Genomic DNA, 14,450 nt, shown 5'->3' on the forward strand with positions numbered 1-14,450 from the left:
TCTTTGAAACCCCTGGCTGGGCCGGGAACCGGAATCCTCCCATCCTCTCTCCGATGCTACATGAGATCGTAGAACATGTTAATATCCTTTAATTTTTCTCCCTCCGCCCGGACCTTTTCCGGCGCGATCGCCTGGTAAACGCGGATCAGCTTGATGCGGGGCATCCGGAGGCCCGAATTGATCCGGAGCGCCCGCTCATAGGCGGCGGCGGCCAGGGGAAGCTGTCTCTGCTGGAGATAGTAATCCCCCAGGAGCTCATACTTGCCGGTGGCAAAAAAGGAACTGTCGCGAACCTGCTCCAGGTAGCGGTCTCCCTCGCTTACCATGCCCCTCGTGTAAAAATTTGCTGCCAGGGGGATGCGGGCGAAATCGGAGAAGCGGCCGTTCCTGTCGGCGGAGGCCTTCCAATAGCGAAGTGCCTCAGCATGGTAGCCCTGTGTGACAAGAACGACGGCGTGGGTGTTGTAGTAGGCCGTCCGGTCGTTGGATCCGGGAACGGGAAGAAAGGCGACGACTCCAAAGAGTGCGGCGACGGCCAGGGGAACGACCATTTCCCGGCGGCGCCCCTCCCGGAAGAGCCGGTACATTCGCTCCAGGGCGACGGCGGCAAAGGGAATCAGGATGACCAGGAGCGGAAGGCGATACCGGTCCACCATGCTGAAGGCGATGAGAGTCGATCCATAGACGGCGGCCAGCACGATCAGAGCCCCGGCCTTTCGGCTGTTTCGCCTCATGAGGACCATTCCGGCCATGCCCAGCGGCATGACGAACCAGAATGCCGGAAAGGGGATTTTGAAGAATTTCGCGAAATCGCTCATGAAGCCGATGTCATAATGGTCACCCGCCTCGTATCGGTTCAGGACGGTCAGGGTCTTCTCCCCGAGGCGCTTTAGACAGGCGCCGGGCTGCTCCAGGGCTTCCTGAAGGGTCACCTTTGTCCAGTATCGGGACGCCTCCCCGGGCGAAAGTCTCTTCCCGACGCGGCGGCTGGCCTCGATGGTGTACTGGATTCCCTGCTCGAAAGGCGAGGTCGTGGCGAACGGTACCGGCCACGTGTACGGGTCCGGGTTCCGGAGGTTGTTCGCCAGGTGGAAATTGAAGCCCCCCTGGGAGGTCGTCAGGGTGAATTCGCTGGCCGTACGCCAGTTCCGGATGACGAACGGGGAGAGGGCGATAGCGGTGCCGATGAGAACGAGCAGAACGTAGAGCCCGGCTGTTTTCATGGCGGGCCCGCGGAATCCGGAAAGCCAGGGCAGGATCAGGAGCACCGCGGGCAGGAGGATCGCTGCGTTGGGACGGACGTTGATCAGGAGACCCAGGGTGACACCGAGGGCCGCCGCCCGGATCAGCGGCTGGAAGCGGACAAATCTCCTCGTATTCTCGACATTTCCAGGGGCCGGACTCCCCTCCAGCGACAAGAGGAGCCAGGCGGCACCGGCGAACAGGCAGACGCCGAACATCTCTTTCAGGGGCACGGCGCTGTAAAAGACGAACGGCCCGTAGAGGGCGGCGATCAGTGCCGCCAGGAGCCCCGGTTTCCGCCCGGCCAGGGATCGGCCGATGAGATAGACGAAACCGCAGGCGAGGACGCCGAAGCCGACGTTCAGGAAGCGCAGGAAAACAGGATCCGGGCCCAGGACCCTGTAGAGGGCCGCCGCCATGTACGCGTAAAGCGGCGGGAATTCGTAGACCGATTTGGACTGGAAGGTGCCGTCGGCGATCCGGGATGCCCACTCGTGGTAAATCCGCTCATCCCAGAGGAGGAAGTCGAAATAAATGGTGCCGGAGAGACTCCAGAGGCCCAGCAGGCGAAGCGCCAGGGCCAAAAGCAGAATGGTCCCGAGGATCCAGGGAGTGTTCTTTTCCCATGTGTCCGGTACCGCCTGACCCGGCAGCGTCCCGGGCGGCGCGTTCTTTTTTCCCGTCATCCGGCGGTCTTCTCCCGGCTTGATGGACTCTCCGTCATGGAGAGTGGCCGACGCCCGCCCTCCATAGCAGGAAACGGAATCCGCCACAAGGGGCGCCGCCGCGGGATGCTGCCGCGGGACGGACTGTCCCCGGGCGGCGGGCATACAAAAGGGCACAGGCCCCGGGCCTGTGCCCTTTTGCGATGGGATGCCGCCGGATATAGGGCTCAGAAACCGCCTATTACCGCCTGTGCCGTGCCGGCACCGGTTCCCGATATGGTTCCGGCCGTGCCGCCGCCGGGTGTGATGGTGCCGGCGGCTCCGCCCTTGAACGTGATGGTGCCGGTGTACGACCCGCCGCTCAAGAGACCGCTTCCGGAAACGGTGGCGCCCCAGTTGGCGCCCGTCCAGGCGACCGGTGTGAAGTCCGCTGTCAGTCCGCCGCCGCCCAGTGTCACGCTCTTACCAGCGCCAAGAAGCGGTAGGTCCGAATAAGATCCAGTGATGTTCTTGGTTGCCCAGATCTGCGGCGCCGACCCGCTCTGGGAAGCGAGGAAGGTGACGTTGTTCATGTTCAGGGCGGTGATGTTCGGGTTGCTTGCATTGTTCGTCATGGCCAGGTCGGCCGTCCCGACGACGACGGTCGGGATGCCCGTGGCCTTCTGGAAGGCTGTCCGGCCCGCCTCGTCCAGCCCGTTGATCTTGTCCAGGAAGGCCCCCGTTTCCATGGAGAAGCCCGCTCCGGCCATCCGCCAGGTCGACGTGTCGGGGTCAAACAGCCCCTTGGCGACGGCCCCGTTTACGGATGTCCAGCCGGCTTCGAGGCCGACCTGAGCCCCGGCAACGGTGGCGGTGAAGACCCCCGTATCGTCAACAGAGGTAAAGTCGACCCGGTCGTAGGTATTCACCGTTCCGACCACATTCGAGCTGATCGTGGTGAAGGACTGGCCGTTGAATTGGGTGAAGTCCCCGATATCATAAGTGCCTCCTGCGAGACGCACGCCCACGCTCCAGGCTGCGTTGGTGATTTTGACGAAATCGTTTCGGTAGGCATACTGGGTGATCGTTCCGTCGGTCAGCCCCTGGGCCGAGACGGCGTAATTGTTCCTTCCCTCGGATACCCAGTCATCGATCCCGGGTGCCGAAGCCACGGTGGCGATCTGGTACGCCTGCAGCCTCGCATCGGCGCCGAGAAACCACATCTGGTACCCCCCCGACGGAAGCTCTTCATAGAGGTGCGTGGTGAAGGGACTCCGGGCTCCGTCGCTGGAAGAGTACAGGAAACCGATGCTGTACAACCCCTCGCTGATCTTGTTCCAGTAGACACCGCTCAGGAAAGATGAAACCATATCCGTTGCGGTCCGAAGGCCTGCAAAGGACAGGCGGTAACCCGCCTGATCCGGAATGCCGCCGGTGAACTGGGCGAGGATGGCCGATTGAGTGAGGCTGGTCGATTTCGTGAGTCCCCCGATGCCGTAAACCTGGACGGACGGGTAGGGAGTGACCCCGCCTGCGCCGTTGAAGAGGGATTCGGTTCCGCCGATCAGTCCCGGGATCCCTCCGTCCGATACGAAGCGGGCATTGGAGACGTCGTAATCCCAGAACATTCCGCTCCCGTTCTCCTCGGACACGAATGCCAGCTTCGTCCCGGTGTAACTGCCGACGCTTTCCCCGACCCAGGACGTTGACGAGTCGCTGACACCGTAGACCTGACCCGACAGGACGCCGACGTAATCGCGGGTCATCCACATGCTGAAGGAGTCGGCGATGCCGGAGACGAAGCCCATCTGGCCCCGGATCTCGCCGGTGTCGTTCCAGGTTCCGTTCATGGTGCCCACCCAGTAGCCAGCGGCGGTGGCACCGTCCCCGAAGATCCCCTCGCCGCCGAGGCGGGCCGACCAGGTGGTTGCGCCGGCCGGGCGACTGTAGGTGCCGGCATTGCTCTGCAGGGTCATTTTGTAGATGCCCCAGGGGCGATAGACCGTGTCCACCAGGTAGAATTTCAACGATCCCATGGCCTCGGCATAGATGGAGCCGCCGTTGTTGAATTTCCCGGCGAGTCTTGAATTGGATTGAATGGTACCGGTGCCGGTGGCCAGCGTGGCATCGGTGATCGTCTCGCTGTAGGAAGGCGCCAGCGTGCCCGAGGCCTGCCACATGCCCTGGAGGGTGCCCGCGCTGGGACTGTATAACCCGTAGGAGTCGCCGCTCAGGCTGTCCGAGCTCAGGATGCCGATGGTTCCGTTGTAATAGCCGCCGTAGCCGACATTCTGGAAAAGTGTCCGGGCGGAGCCCTCGATGGTCCCGTTGTTCGTGCCGGAGGTGGGCAGCCAGAGCCCTGTCATGTAGCCGTCGAACTTGCGGTACGCGTCCGTCACCCCGCCGCTCCGGGCTTTCCCGGTGAGGTCGCTGAGCCAGAGGTAATGGGAAAGCGAGTTCGGAGACAGAGTGTAGCTTCCCATGGCATACATGGTGCTCCCGAACCAGGGAAGGGAGAAGCCGCCGACGAGGCCGTACATGTCTTTACCCGTTCCGGCGAAGGCCTGAGAGCCGGCGTTGTCGTACATGAAGGCGCCCACGGCACTTGCCCCGGGATGGCTTCCGTCGCCGCCCCAGTCGCCGGTGAAGGCCAGGGGGGCGAGCTTGTAGATCCCCGTTCCGGCGATCTCATACGTCGCACCGATATACTCGCCCATGTAGCTGACGCTCATAAGGCCCATGTAATCCCGGTCCATGTACTGGATCGAGTCGTTGCCGGTCAGGGTCGTGTGTCCCGCCAGGTCGTCCGTTCCGTTAACAAGACCCAGCATGAAGACGTCCGACGGCCCTCCCACCGAGGATCTTGTGAAATCATAACCGTAGTAGCTGATCCAGGTCGTATAGCCGCCGTCGTTTATGTATTCCCCACTGCTCCCGGAAAACCCCCACAGGCCGAAGAGGCCTCCCGACGAGGTGAGGTACCCGTAGGCAAGTCCCGTTTCAACCGGGGCATAATAGGAAAAGAGGCTGCTCAGCTTGGTTGTCGCGAAGGTCGGCACGGCAACGCTGCTGAAGCCCTGGAACGCACTCGCCGCAGCGTAGCTCGTGGTGTCGTAGTTCAAGGTTCCGGTGGCGGTGATGGTCCCGCCGGAGTACGTCCCGTCCAGCTTTCCCGCCAGGATGCCGAGAGCCCCGCCGTTGTTGATGATGCTGTTGAAGAAGCCGTGATAGGTTCCGGTCACGCCTCCGATCAGCCCCGTGTACGTGGCACCGTTGCTCAGGGTCCCGGTCAGCGGCGTGGCCAGCGACGTGACGGCCGGTCCCGACGGTCCCGTGCCGCTGTAGCCGATCGTTCCAATGCGCGTGAGCAGGCCGTAGCTTCCCTCCAGGAGGCCGGCAAAACCGTCCTGCGCGACCGTCATTGAGAAGCTGACGTCGCTGGTCTGGTCCGTGATCGTCGGAGGTGGGGTCGTGGTGCCGAGCGGCGGTGTCCAGGGGATCGCAACGTCGAGTGCTGTCCCGCCGTCCGTGGTGCCGGTTGTCCCCGACGTATCGCCCGTTCCGGCCGAGGTATCCTGCATGTGCATCTCGATATCCGCCGCCGTGGAGGGCTTGACCACGGGCTCGGCCTTTTCGTTCGTCACCACCATTCCGCTGCCCGGCGGGATGGCCACTTCCTTGCCGGGCTCGCTCTTGTTGTAGCCGTATCCGGCGCCGCCCTGGAGGAAGAAGGCGCTCTCGCCGTTCATGAACAGGCCGATGATGATGGTGCCGCGGACACCACAGACGGCCGTCGGTGTATGGACCTCCATGCGGGAGCCGCGGGCCAGTTTCGTCACCACGGTCCGGGATTTTCCGCGAAACAGGTCGAAGTAACTATGCGACCGCTCGGCGGTGTTGTACCGGCTGATCTTCATGCGGGTTTTTTCCGCCAGCCACAGGGTGTTGCCGTCCGTGAAGGTGACGCCCACCCTGGTCTTGCTTTTCGTCCGGAGGATGTCGCCGTTTTCGACCGGGTCGCCGAGCTTGAGGACCCGGGATTTTCCGGCCGGACCGGTGAGGTCGGCTTTCCCCTCCAGATGGGTTACTTTACCGACCGGGGCGGCCAGCGCCGGACCGGCAAGGAGCAGCACCATCAGGAAAACTCCAAGGGTCCACCATGCTTTTGCCTTCATGGGTCAAACTCCTTTCTCCATATGGCTGGCGTTTAAAACCGCAGTTCAAATCCTGCCGCGTAGATTTCCCGGTTGTAGTCGTACAGGAACAGGTTCGAATGGGACCGGATGTGGCTGTATTGAACCAGGGCGCTCAGGTGCCGGCTGAATTCCCAGGTGAGGCCGGCCGTGCCCGTGTAGACCCGGTCCTTTCGGGTCGTTCCGCTGAAGATGCCCAGCGTGCTCGGATGGGTGAAGTCCTGGAGGTAGATGTCCCCGGAGAGCTGGAGCTTGAGTGCCCTCCAGACGGGATAGATCAGGTTCGCCGTGAACCGGTGTCCTTCGTTGTCCCAGTTGACGCCCCGGGCGTGATCCTTGTTGTAGGCGTATTTGAGGTTGAAGAGGCCGGTGTTCTTAAACAGCCAGAACCAGCTGACATGGGTGTTGAACCCTTCGGAGGTCTGATCCTCCTCGTCGCGGTCGAGGACATCCAGGTACGGCCACACTTCCGAGTTGGCCTTGTGGGCGTAGTCTTTCTTGGAGTAGCCGGCATAGAACTCCAGGATCTGTGTATTGACCGGGTTCAGGGCGATCCGGAAAAGAGGTCCGATGTTGTACGTGTCGATGTAGCGCTCGTAGCTGGGGTTACGCTTCAGCGTGCTGGTGTAGTTCATCGACAGGTTGAGGGCGGCGCGGCCGAAATCATAACCCGGCGCCATATAGAGACTCGTGGCGAACATGTCGTAGTTGGTCGATGGTACGTTTCCGTTCTGGGCGATGATGAAGCGCTCGTGGAGCGTGCTCAGGACGGCGACGCCGGCATTGAAGAGCCAGGGCCCCTTGAGGGCCGGAACCCAGTCCATGCGGGCCGAGGTGACCATCGCGTATCCGTACTCCTTGCCCATGTCGAGCTGGCCCGGCATCGGGAGGGGGATGCCGAGGTAGTCGTTCGGCTCCTGGATGAAGTTCGTGTCGTACTGGCCCATCATGCTGAAGGTGAAGCGGAGGGGCCGTTCGAGGAAGCTGCGTTGCTCCACGATGTCCGAGTAGCGCCGGGCGTATGCGGCCAGATCGGAGAGAGGATCCTGGGTGATGGCGGCCTGGAATCGATCCTTCGCCCGGTCGAACTTCTTTTCGAGCATCAGGGAGACGCCGATCTGGAAGTCTGCGGCGGTCTTGTAGGCGGGATCCAGTTTCTTGGATTGCTCGAAGGATTCGATGGCCTCACCGTGTTTTCCCTCCCTGGCGAGGATCATCCCCCTGAGGAAGGCCGTCTTGGCGGGATAGATGTTGTTCTCTTCCGCCACGGCGAGCCATTTCCTGGCCTCGACGAGCCTGCCCGTCTGGTAGAGGGCGTCGATCAGCTCGATGACCGCCTCCCTGACGGATGGTTTCATGGTGGACGCCGCTTCCAGGTGGGGGATCGCCTCCGGTGTGAGGTTCATCTGCTTGTAGGTCAGTCCGAGCCAGAAGGCGGCTTCCGAAGATGCAGGATTTTCTTCCCTTACCTTTTTGAAGGTTTCCAGCGCCTCCTCGTAGTCGTCGGCCCTGAACTGCTGAATGCCGGCCTGCAGGCCCGATGGGGCCTGCGCAAGGAGTGCCTGGGGAAGGGAGCAGCAAAGGAAGACCGTGAGAATGAGGATGAGCAGGGAGTTCTTTTTCATCGGCAGATCCTTTCTCGAAGAAGCGGTGATGAACGGTGCGGATGCGCCGGCAATGCAGAAAGACACCCCCGCCGATCATGACTGCCGGGGTGGTTGATGGGACCGGAAAGAGGCATTCTTTTAGGATTCAGATCGATCATTCCCTCAACGGGTACCGTGAACAGCGTTTCGTAAACTACACTTAAGATATATTTACATGCCGCATAAGAGTCAAGCAGAAATACCCTGAAAAAGCGGATACCTAACGAATAGGTGTATTGTCCACCTGCTTGGTCTTCGGGGAATGAATCATCATCCGATGAAATGGGATTGAACCGCGGCTGGGATCAGGCGGGGTTCTGCCGGAAACCTTCGTGAGGACCGGATATCCGCGGCCTTGGGAAAGAAAGCCATAAATGCGCGGCCGGTGGATTTGTTTACGGGGGAGGAATTACAGGATGTTCAGGATCGCAAAGAGGGTCATCCCGAGGATGAAAATCACGGCGGGCAGGGGGCGCTTTTTCAGATGATCCTGGATGCTCCGGAGGGAAAAGACTTTTTCCTTCCAATGGAGCATCAGGTAGTCCGTTGCCACAAACAGAACGAGAACCGCCGGGCCCTTCTGGAGAATGAACCAGGCCATGGCCGCGCCCCGCGAGCTTCCCGCGGGAGACCAGCCCGGTACGGCGAAGAGGAACCAGAGAACGGCGGCCCAGAGAACACCGTAAATTCCGAATCCGTGGGATCGTTTCATGGGTCAGAGGGGTACCATGGATCGCGCATTTCCTCAAGCTCCGGCAGCCCTTGTTACGGCTCACGGGCAGGCTTGCCGCCGGGGTGGGGCAGGCCGGGAGTTTTTCTTTGACACCCGGGGGACGTGAAGATAAAAAAGGCAAAAAGAACGGAGAGAAAATGCATGACCCGGGCAAAGCCTGATTATGAAGATGTCTCCTGCCGCTGCTTTCAGCGGCCCGGGAAGCGCAACACCAGGGCTATTCTCGATGCGGCGGCCCGGAGGGCCGAAGAGACGGGCATCCGGAACGTTCTCGTGGCGACGTGCAGCGGAAGAACGGCTTTCGAGGCCCGGAAGGTCTTTCCGGCGCACATCCGGATCGTCGCGGTAACCCATTTTACCGGCTTCGAGAAGCCGAACCACCAGGAGCTTTCCGATACGAACCGCCGGAAGCTCGAGTCGCTCGGCGTCTCCGTGTTGACGGCGCAGCATGCCTTCGGCGGCGTCGGCAGGGGAATCCGGAAGCGATTGGGGACATACCAGTTGGAAGAGATCATGGCCTTCACCCTCCGGCTCTTCGGCCAGGGGACGAAGGTTGCCGTCGAGCTGGCCCTGATGGCCTCCGATGCGGGCCTCATCCGAACCGACGAGGACGTCATCGCCATCGGCGGTACGGAAGAGGGGTGCGACGCCGCCCTGCTTATCCGGCCCGCCAACAGCTCGAACATCTTCGACCTAAAAGTGAAGGAGATCATCGGCAAGCCCTCATCATTCTGAGGGAATGCGGATTCCGAATCCTCGATAACCGGCCCGCCGGAATGGTTCAGAAGCATTGCTCGCCCGGTGCCGGCCGGGGGAGAACCTTATCTTTGTCGGCGGATATTCTTCAGGGAGGTTCCATCATGATCCGATCGGCCGTCCAGATCCTGTGTGCAGCATTGCTGATCCTTGCAGCCTCGACGGCGGGGGCGGAAAACGTAACCGTCCAGGGCGACATGGGCTCCACGATCCGTTATGTGCTGGAGGAAAAGGTGATCTCCGGCGACGGGATGCGGAAGATCGTCATGAGCTTCGTGATTCCCCAGAGCTTCGAGTCTCCCACCTACCGGCAGGCCATCTCGGATTTCTCCCTCGACTTGAGCCCGAAGCCGCAGGACCGCCAGGAGACCACCGACGCCCGGGGGAACCGGATCGTCACGGCCACCTGGACGGATCCACCCGCGGCGGTGGACGTCAAGCTGTCCTGCAATGCCCTGAACCGGACGAACCTGAAGCTCCTGGAGACCCGGACGCCATTCCCGCTGGGAAAGGTCGAACCGGGCCTGGAGGATTACCTGAAACCCACCGATCAGGTCCAGTCGGATAACCCGAAGGTCCGTCTTCTCGCGGCAGACCTGACGAAGGACGTGAAAACGGAATTCGATGCCGTCCAGCGCGTGATCTCCTGGGTCGTGGATCATGTCCGGTACGTCACCCCTCCGGTTCAGTATGACGCCCTGTATTCCCTTGGATCGGGCAAGGGAAACTGCCAGAACTACTCCCACCTGAGCGCGGCACTGCTCCGCTCCGTCGGCATACCGGTCCGCATCATCAATGGCATAACCCTGGACCGGGCCTACGACGTGACCTGGGAACGGGGTGTCATGACCTTCAAGATGGGGAAGGGGCGCCATTCCTGGATCGAGGTCTGGTTTCCCGATATGGGCTGGGTTCCCTTCGATCCCCAGAGCACGGTCCTGTTCGTGCCGAACCGCTTTATCCGGGTCGAAGTGGGTGTCGACAACAACGAGACGAAGAACGACGGGCTGATGCGATGGTCCCAGGTGGCAAATGCCAGGACCAAGCCGACCATGCGGGAGAACGTCGATGCCTCGTTTCTGAACGATGCGGTGAAGGTCCGCGGCAGCCGCCAGGCATACGGGCCGAAAAACCTGCTCCTGTCGCCGGAGGTCAAGGCCGAGTTCAAGCAGATCATCGTCGAACCGCCGCCCCCTCCACCGGTCATCCCCGAAGAGGTGAAAAAGGAGCTTCGCTATGACGTTCCCTTCCTCTACGGCAACCTGGAATATCCGGAAAACATTGATTTTGCCTTCCCCCGGGTGACGAAGAAGTCCGGCAACCAGTTCGAGATGGCCCGGAGCTTTCTCGTGGAGACGGCGGAATACGTGACCACCAAGGCCACCCAGTATGCCCAGGTGGTGGTCCTGCAAAAACCCGTGAAGCTGCAGAAGGTGGGGCTCGCCCTGCACAATTTCGGCGGCGACGGACAGTTGTGGGTTGAGATCTACGGGGACAACGGCGGAAAACCCGGGGCACCCTTGGTGACTAGCGCCCTTGTTACCCTGGACCAGCTTTCCAGGAAACCCGGCTACCGGTGGGCGGACTTCGACTTCACGAAGGACAGCCCGATCCTGATGCCCGGCTCCTACTGGATTGCCCTCGGTTTCACGGGGGATCCCATCGTCAACTGGTTTTATACCTACGGGAAACCCGTGGGACCCGTCGAAGGCACCCGCTACAAGGGCATTTTCGACGAGGACTGGAGCGGCGCCCTGGCCTTCGAGTTCAACTACCGGGTGGCGGGGTTGACGACGAAGGACGAGTCCGTCGCTCCGGTGGCCGCGAAGAAGGTCTCGGAGAGCGACAGGATGAAGAAGAAACTTTTAAAGAAGAGGGTCGTCATCAAGAAACGATGAAAACGCCGTTCGGGGGGAGGATAGCGCGGCGTCCGACCCTCCGCGTATCGCCCGGGATGGCCGGGATGCAATCCCGAACGCGCCGTGGCGGGGAATCCGGATTGTGGAGGAGGGCGTGATGGACCATGAATCCTGGTCTGTTGCCGTGACGGCCGCTGGCATGGCCGAGGCACAGGTGATGGCCGGACGCCTGGAGGTGGAAGGAGTCCCGGTGCGGTTGCGGTATGATGTGGCGGGATCCCTCTACGGAATCACCGTGAACGGCCTGGGGGCGGTAAAAATTCTCGTTCCGGAAGACTGGGTCGAGCAGGCCAGGGCGATCCTCGGCCGGAGCTATGAGGAACACGATCTCAGCTGGCAGGAAGACGGACCGGAATGACGTCCCTGCCGGGTGGATTTTCCCCGGCAATCTTCAGAAGATCCCGTCCAGGCGGGTGCCGCATTGCGGGCAGACGCCGCCCTGGAGTCGGTTTTCCACGATGGTAAAGCTCCAGCGCCGGATCAGCAATTTCCCGCAGGAGGCGCAGGCCGTGCTTTCTCCCGCATCTCCCGGAACATTCCCGCTGTAGACATACTTGAGCCCCGCTTCCTTTCCGATCTGCACGGCCCGGTGAATGGTCTCCACAGGGGTCGCGGGCGCCGACATCAGCCGGTACCGGGGGTGGAACCGGCTGATGTGCCAGGGGATTTCCGGACCGAGGGATACAAGGAACGAGGCAATCTCCCGAAGCTCCCCGTCGCTGTCGTTGAGGCCGGGAATGACCAGCGTCGTCACTTCGACCCATATGCCCCTCCTCTTCATCTCCCGCAGGGTGGTCAGGACCGGCTCCAGCCTGGCCCCGCAGCGCTTGCGGTAAAATTCGTCGGAGAAGGACTTCAGGTCCACATTGGCTCCGTGCAGGTCGGCGCCGATCCTGTCGAGTGCCTCCGGTGTCATGTATCCATTGGTGACGAAGACGTTTTCGAGCCCTCTCCCGGTGGCCATCCGGGCAATATCCAGGGCATACTCGAAGAAAATCGTGGGTTCCGTATAGGTGTAGGCGATGGTTCGGGACCCTGAGCGGACGGCCGATTCGACGACGACCGCTGGTGGAGTCTCGTGTCCCTGGATGAGGCCGCCCTCCCGGGGAAGCTGGGATATGTCCGCGTTCTGGCAAAACGTGCAGGAGAAGTTGCAGCCCGCGGTGGCGATGGAAAAGGATTTGGATCCCGGGTGGAGGTGGAAGAGGGGCTTCTTCTCGATCGGATCGACGTTCCCGGCGATCAGGGCACCATAAACAAGGGTGTGAAGGACTCCGTCCCGGTTCTCGCGGACGGCGCAGATCCCCCTTTTCCCCGGAGCGATGACGCACCGGTGGGCGCAGAGCCCGCACCTTACCTTGTTTTCTTCCTTCCTTTCGTAGAGCAGGGCTTCCCGAACCATGTCATGCTCCGTATCACTTGATCACCCGGATGGCACCGGGGATGGGACGCTGCTTCCGGGCCTCCATTCCGAAGGTGATCCGCATGGGTTCCTGGATCGTTCGGGTGGAGAAGGTAACGGGGAAGGACAGCCCAAGGAAGGCCCCGAAGGGATTCTTGGTTACCGGGATCAGTTCCTCCAGGTCCGACAGAGAAGGGTACCATGCATAGGGAAGGAAAACGACGCTTCCCCACTGGATGTGCGATCCCGGCAAAAGTCTGCGGATCAGGCGCCGAAGCTCGCCGGCGGTAAAAAAGCGGGCATGGCGGAAAAGGGTTGGACCGCGCCGGTCCGCCATGCGGTGCGCCGCGGCGATGATGGACCAGCGGTTGAGTGTCCCCACGAAAATGCGGCCCCGGCAGACCCGGATCGCCTCGGAGACGGCCCGTTCCGGATCGGCGGTGAATTCCAGGGACGTAACAAGCGTGACGATATCGAATTCGTTGTCCGAGAAAGGGAGCTCTTCCGCCGAGCCGAGCCGCAGGTCCGCGTGGGCGCCCAGCTTTTGCCGGGCCCGGGCCAGCATGGGGGGAGATGAATCGATACCGGAGACGGCGCATCCCTTCGCTCGGAAGAGGGCGAGGTGATCGCCGGTGCCGCATCCCACGTCCAGCAGCCGCTCTCCCTCGCGGGGTGTGAGGTGGTTCAGGATCAGGCTTTTCTCCCGCCGGTCCATGTACGCGCCGGCAGGGGTCAGGAGCCAGTCGTCATAGGTTCGGGCGACATCCTCGGTGAAAATCACAATTCTGCTCCTTTGCCGGGCGGCGGCGCCCCGAGGTGTGAATCGCCCGCCTGTGTTCCAGCCCGGTCTATCCCCCGATTGCGGACATCTGCCGGCTGCATTTTCTCGGTGACGGATCACCCGGCAGCGCATGCCTTCCCGCCGGCTTCGCGGCGATCGCCCTGCGGATCAGCCCCTTGAGTAGCTCGTCAGAGCAGCCGCTTCTCAGGTCGGGCTTGAGGTCGATCTCGTCGTCGGAGAGCAGGCAGGCCCGGAGATGACCCTCGGCGGTGAGCCGAAGGCGGTTGCATTCGCCACAGAATTCATGGCTGATGGGGCTGATGAAGCCGATCTCCCCGATTGCCCCGTCAATCCTGTAGCGTCGGGCGGGTCCCCGGTTTTCCGGATCGCCGTTTTCGCCCAGGTACTCCATCTTGAACGACTGTCCGATCCGTTCCCGGGCCACGTCGTTGGACAGGTACTCCGTGGGCGAATCGGCGCTTTTCCGGCCGATGGGCATCATTTCAATGAACCGGACCTGATAGGGCCAGCGAAGCGTCGCCCGGGCGAAGTCCAGTATTTCATCGTCGTTGGTTCCCTTCATCAGGACGATGTTGATCTTGATGGGGGAGAAGCCGACCTCGGCGGCCTTCCGGATGCCCCGGAGCACCGCGTCCAGATCCCCGCCCCGGGTGATGGTCCGATAGCGGTCCGGATTCAGGGAATCGACGCTGATGTTGATCCTCCGGATGCCGGCCTGGTAAATCGCTTCTGCATGATCCGCCAGAAGAATGCCGTTCGTTGTGAGGCTGACGTCCGAGAGCCCTTCGATCTTTGTCAGATTGTCGATGAATCCCACGATCCCTTTCCGGGTAAGCGGCTCACCGCCGGTGAGACGGACTTTGTTGATGCCTTCCGGAATGGCTGCCCGGACAACCCGCAGGATCTCCTCGTAGCGCAGGATGTCGTTGTGCCCCAGCAGGGACAGCCCTTCCTTGGGCATGCAGTAAATGCAGCGCAGATTGCAGCGGTCCGTGACGGACACCCGCAGGTAGTTGATCTTTTTTGGCAATTTCTTGGACATGGCGCGTTTCAACGAACCTCCTTCCGGGAGCATTAACACACCCGGGACACCCTGGCAAGGCGCAGGGATTC

At 61.7% G+C, this 14,450-nt stretch carries 10 protein-coding genes; 3 read left to right on the forward strand and 7 right to left on the reverse strand.

All coding sequences use genetic code 11. The features are described from left to right. Positions 1–56: 56 nt before the first annotated feature. The 4 genes from PLO63_08180 to PLO63_08195 form a co-directional block, all read right to left on the reverse strand. Positions 57–1,928 (reverse strand): glycosyltransferase family 39 protein, encoded by a 1,872-nt coding sequence (locus PLO63_08180; GenBank protein HOI74107.1) that lies wholly within the window; start codon positions 1,926–1,928, stop codon positions 57–59. Positions 1,929–2,134: 206 nt separating this feature from the next. Beyond that, positions 2,135–6,061, reverse strand: coding sequence for a FecR family protein (locus tag PLO63_08185; GenBank protein ID HOI74108.1), 3,927 nt, complete (start codon positions 6,059–6,061; stop codon positions 2,135–2,137). Positions 6,062–6,093: 32 nt separating this feature from the next. Beyond that, entirely contained in the window at positions 6,094–7,704 is a 1,611-nt protein-coding gene (locus tag PLO63_08190) for a tetratricopeptide repeat protein (GenBank protein HOI74109.1), read from the reverse strand. A gap of 430 nt (positions 7,705–8,134) precedes the next feature. Continuing rightward, positions 8,135–8,437 (reverse strand): hypothetical protein, encoded by a 303-nt coding sequence (locus PLO63_08195; GenBank protein ID HOI74110.1) that lies wholly within the window; start codon positions 8,435–8,437, stop codon positions 8,135–8,137. Between the two features lie 162 nt (positions 8,438–8,599). Between PLO63_08195 and PLO63_08200 the strand changes: the two genes are divergently transcribed. From PLO63_08200 to PLO63_08210, 3 genes are all read left to right on the forward strand, one after another. Further along, positions 8,600–9,193 carry a pyruvate kinase alpha/beta domain-containing protein gene (locus tag PLO63_08200; protein ID HOI74111.1) on the forward strand — a complete coding sequence of 198 codons (594 nt, stop codon included), beginning with the start codon at positions 8,600–8,602 and terminating at the stop codon, positions 9,191–9,193. Positions 9,194–9,318: 125 nt separating this feature from the next. Further along, complete coding sequence (locus PLO63_08205; protein HOI74112.1) at positions 9,319–11,112, forward strand: transglutaminase domain-containing protein; 1,794 nt, start codon at positions 9,319–9,321, stop codon at positions 11,110–11,112. A 118-nt stretch (positions 11,113–11,230) separates the two neighbouring features. Further along, complete coding sequence (locus PLO63_08210; protein HOI74113.1) at positions 11,231–11,491, forward strand: DUF2007 domain-containing protein; 261 nt, start codon at positions 11,231–11,233, stop codon at positions 11,489–11,491. A gap of 33 nt (positions 11,492–11,524) precedes the next feature. Here the strand turns inward: PLO63_08210 and amrS are convergent, their stop codons facing one another. The 3 genes from amrS to moaA form a co-directional block, all read right to left on the reverse strand. Next, complete coding sequence (gene amrS / locus PLO63_08215; protein HOI74114.1) at positions 11,525–12,535, reverse strand: AmmeMemoRadiSam system radical SAM enzyme; 1,011 nt, start codon at positions 12,533–12,535, stop codon at positions 11,525–11,527. Positions 12,536–12,548: 13 nt separating this feature from the next. Further along, complete coding sequence (locus PLO63_08220) at positions 12,549–13,316, reverse strand: class I SAM-dependent methyltransferase (protein HOI74115.1); 768 nt, start codon at positions 13,314–13,316, stop codon at positions 12,549–12,551. A gap of 67 nt (positions 13,317–13,383) precedes the next feature. Next, a complete protein-coding gene (moaA, locus tag PLO63_08225) occupies positions 13,384–14,391 on the reverse strand; it encodes a GTP 3',8-cyclase MoaA (protein ID HOI74116.1) in 1,008 nt (335 codons plus the stop codon). Positions 14,392–14,450: the final 59 nt, after the last annotated feature.

Source organism: Syntrophales bacterium (assembly GCA_035363115.1).
GTDB lineage: Bacteria > Desulfobacterota > Syntrophia > Syntrophales > PHBD01 > PHBD01.

What these genes read in the sequence shown, in the direction of transcription:
- PLO63_08180 (HOI74107.1), bottom strand. Translation starts at nt 1,928, where the DNA reads ATGACGGGAAAAAAGAACGCGCCGCCCGGGACGCTGCCGGGTCAGGCG.
- PLO63_08185 (HOI74108.1), bottom strand. Translation starts at nt 6,061, where the DNA reads ATGAAGGCAAAAGCATGGTGGACCCTTGGAGTTTTCCTGATGGTGCTG.
- PLO63_08190 (HOI74109.1), bottom strand. Translation starts at nt 7,704, where the DNA reads ATGAAAAAGAACTCCCTGCTCATCCTCATTCTCACGGTCTTCCTTTGC.
- PLO63_08195 (HOI74110.1), bottom strand. Translation starts at nt 8,437, where the DNA reads ATGAAACGATCCCACGGATTCGGAATTTACGGTGTTCTCTGGGCCGCC.
- PLO63_08200 (HOI74111.1), top strand. Translation starts at nt 8,600, where the DNA reads ATGACCCGGGCAAAGCCTGATTATGAAGATGTCTCCTGCCGCTGCTTT.
- PLO63_08205 (HOI74112.1), top strand. Translation starts at nt 9,319, where the DNA reads ATGATCCGATCGGCCGTCCAGATCCTGTGTGCAGCATTGCTGATCCTT.
- PLO63_08210 (HOI74113.1), top strand. Translation starts at nt 11,231, where the DNA reads ATGGACCATGAATCCTGGTCTGTTGCCGTGACGGCCGCTGGCATGGCC.
- amrS (HOI74114.1), bottom strand. Translation starts at nt 12,535, where the DNA reads ATGGTTCGGGAAGCCCTGCTCTACGAAAGGAAGGAAGAAAACAAGGTA.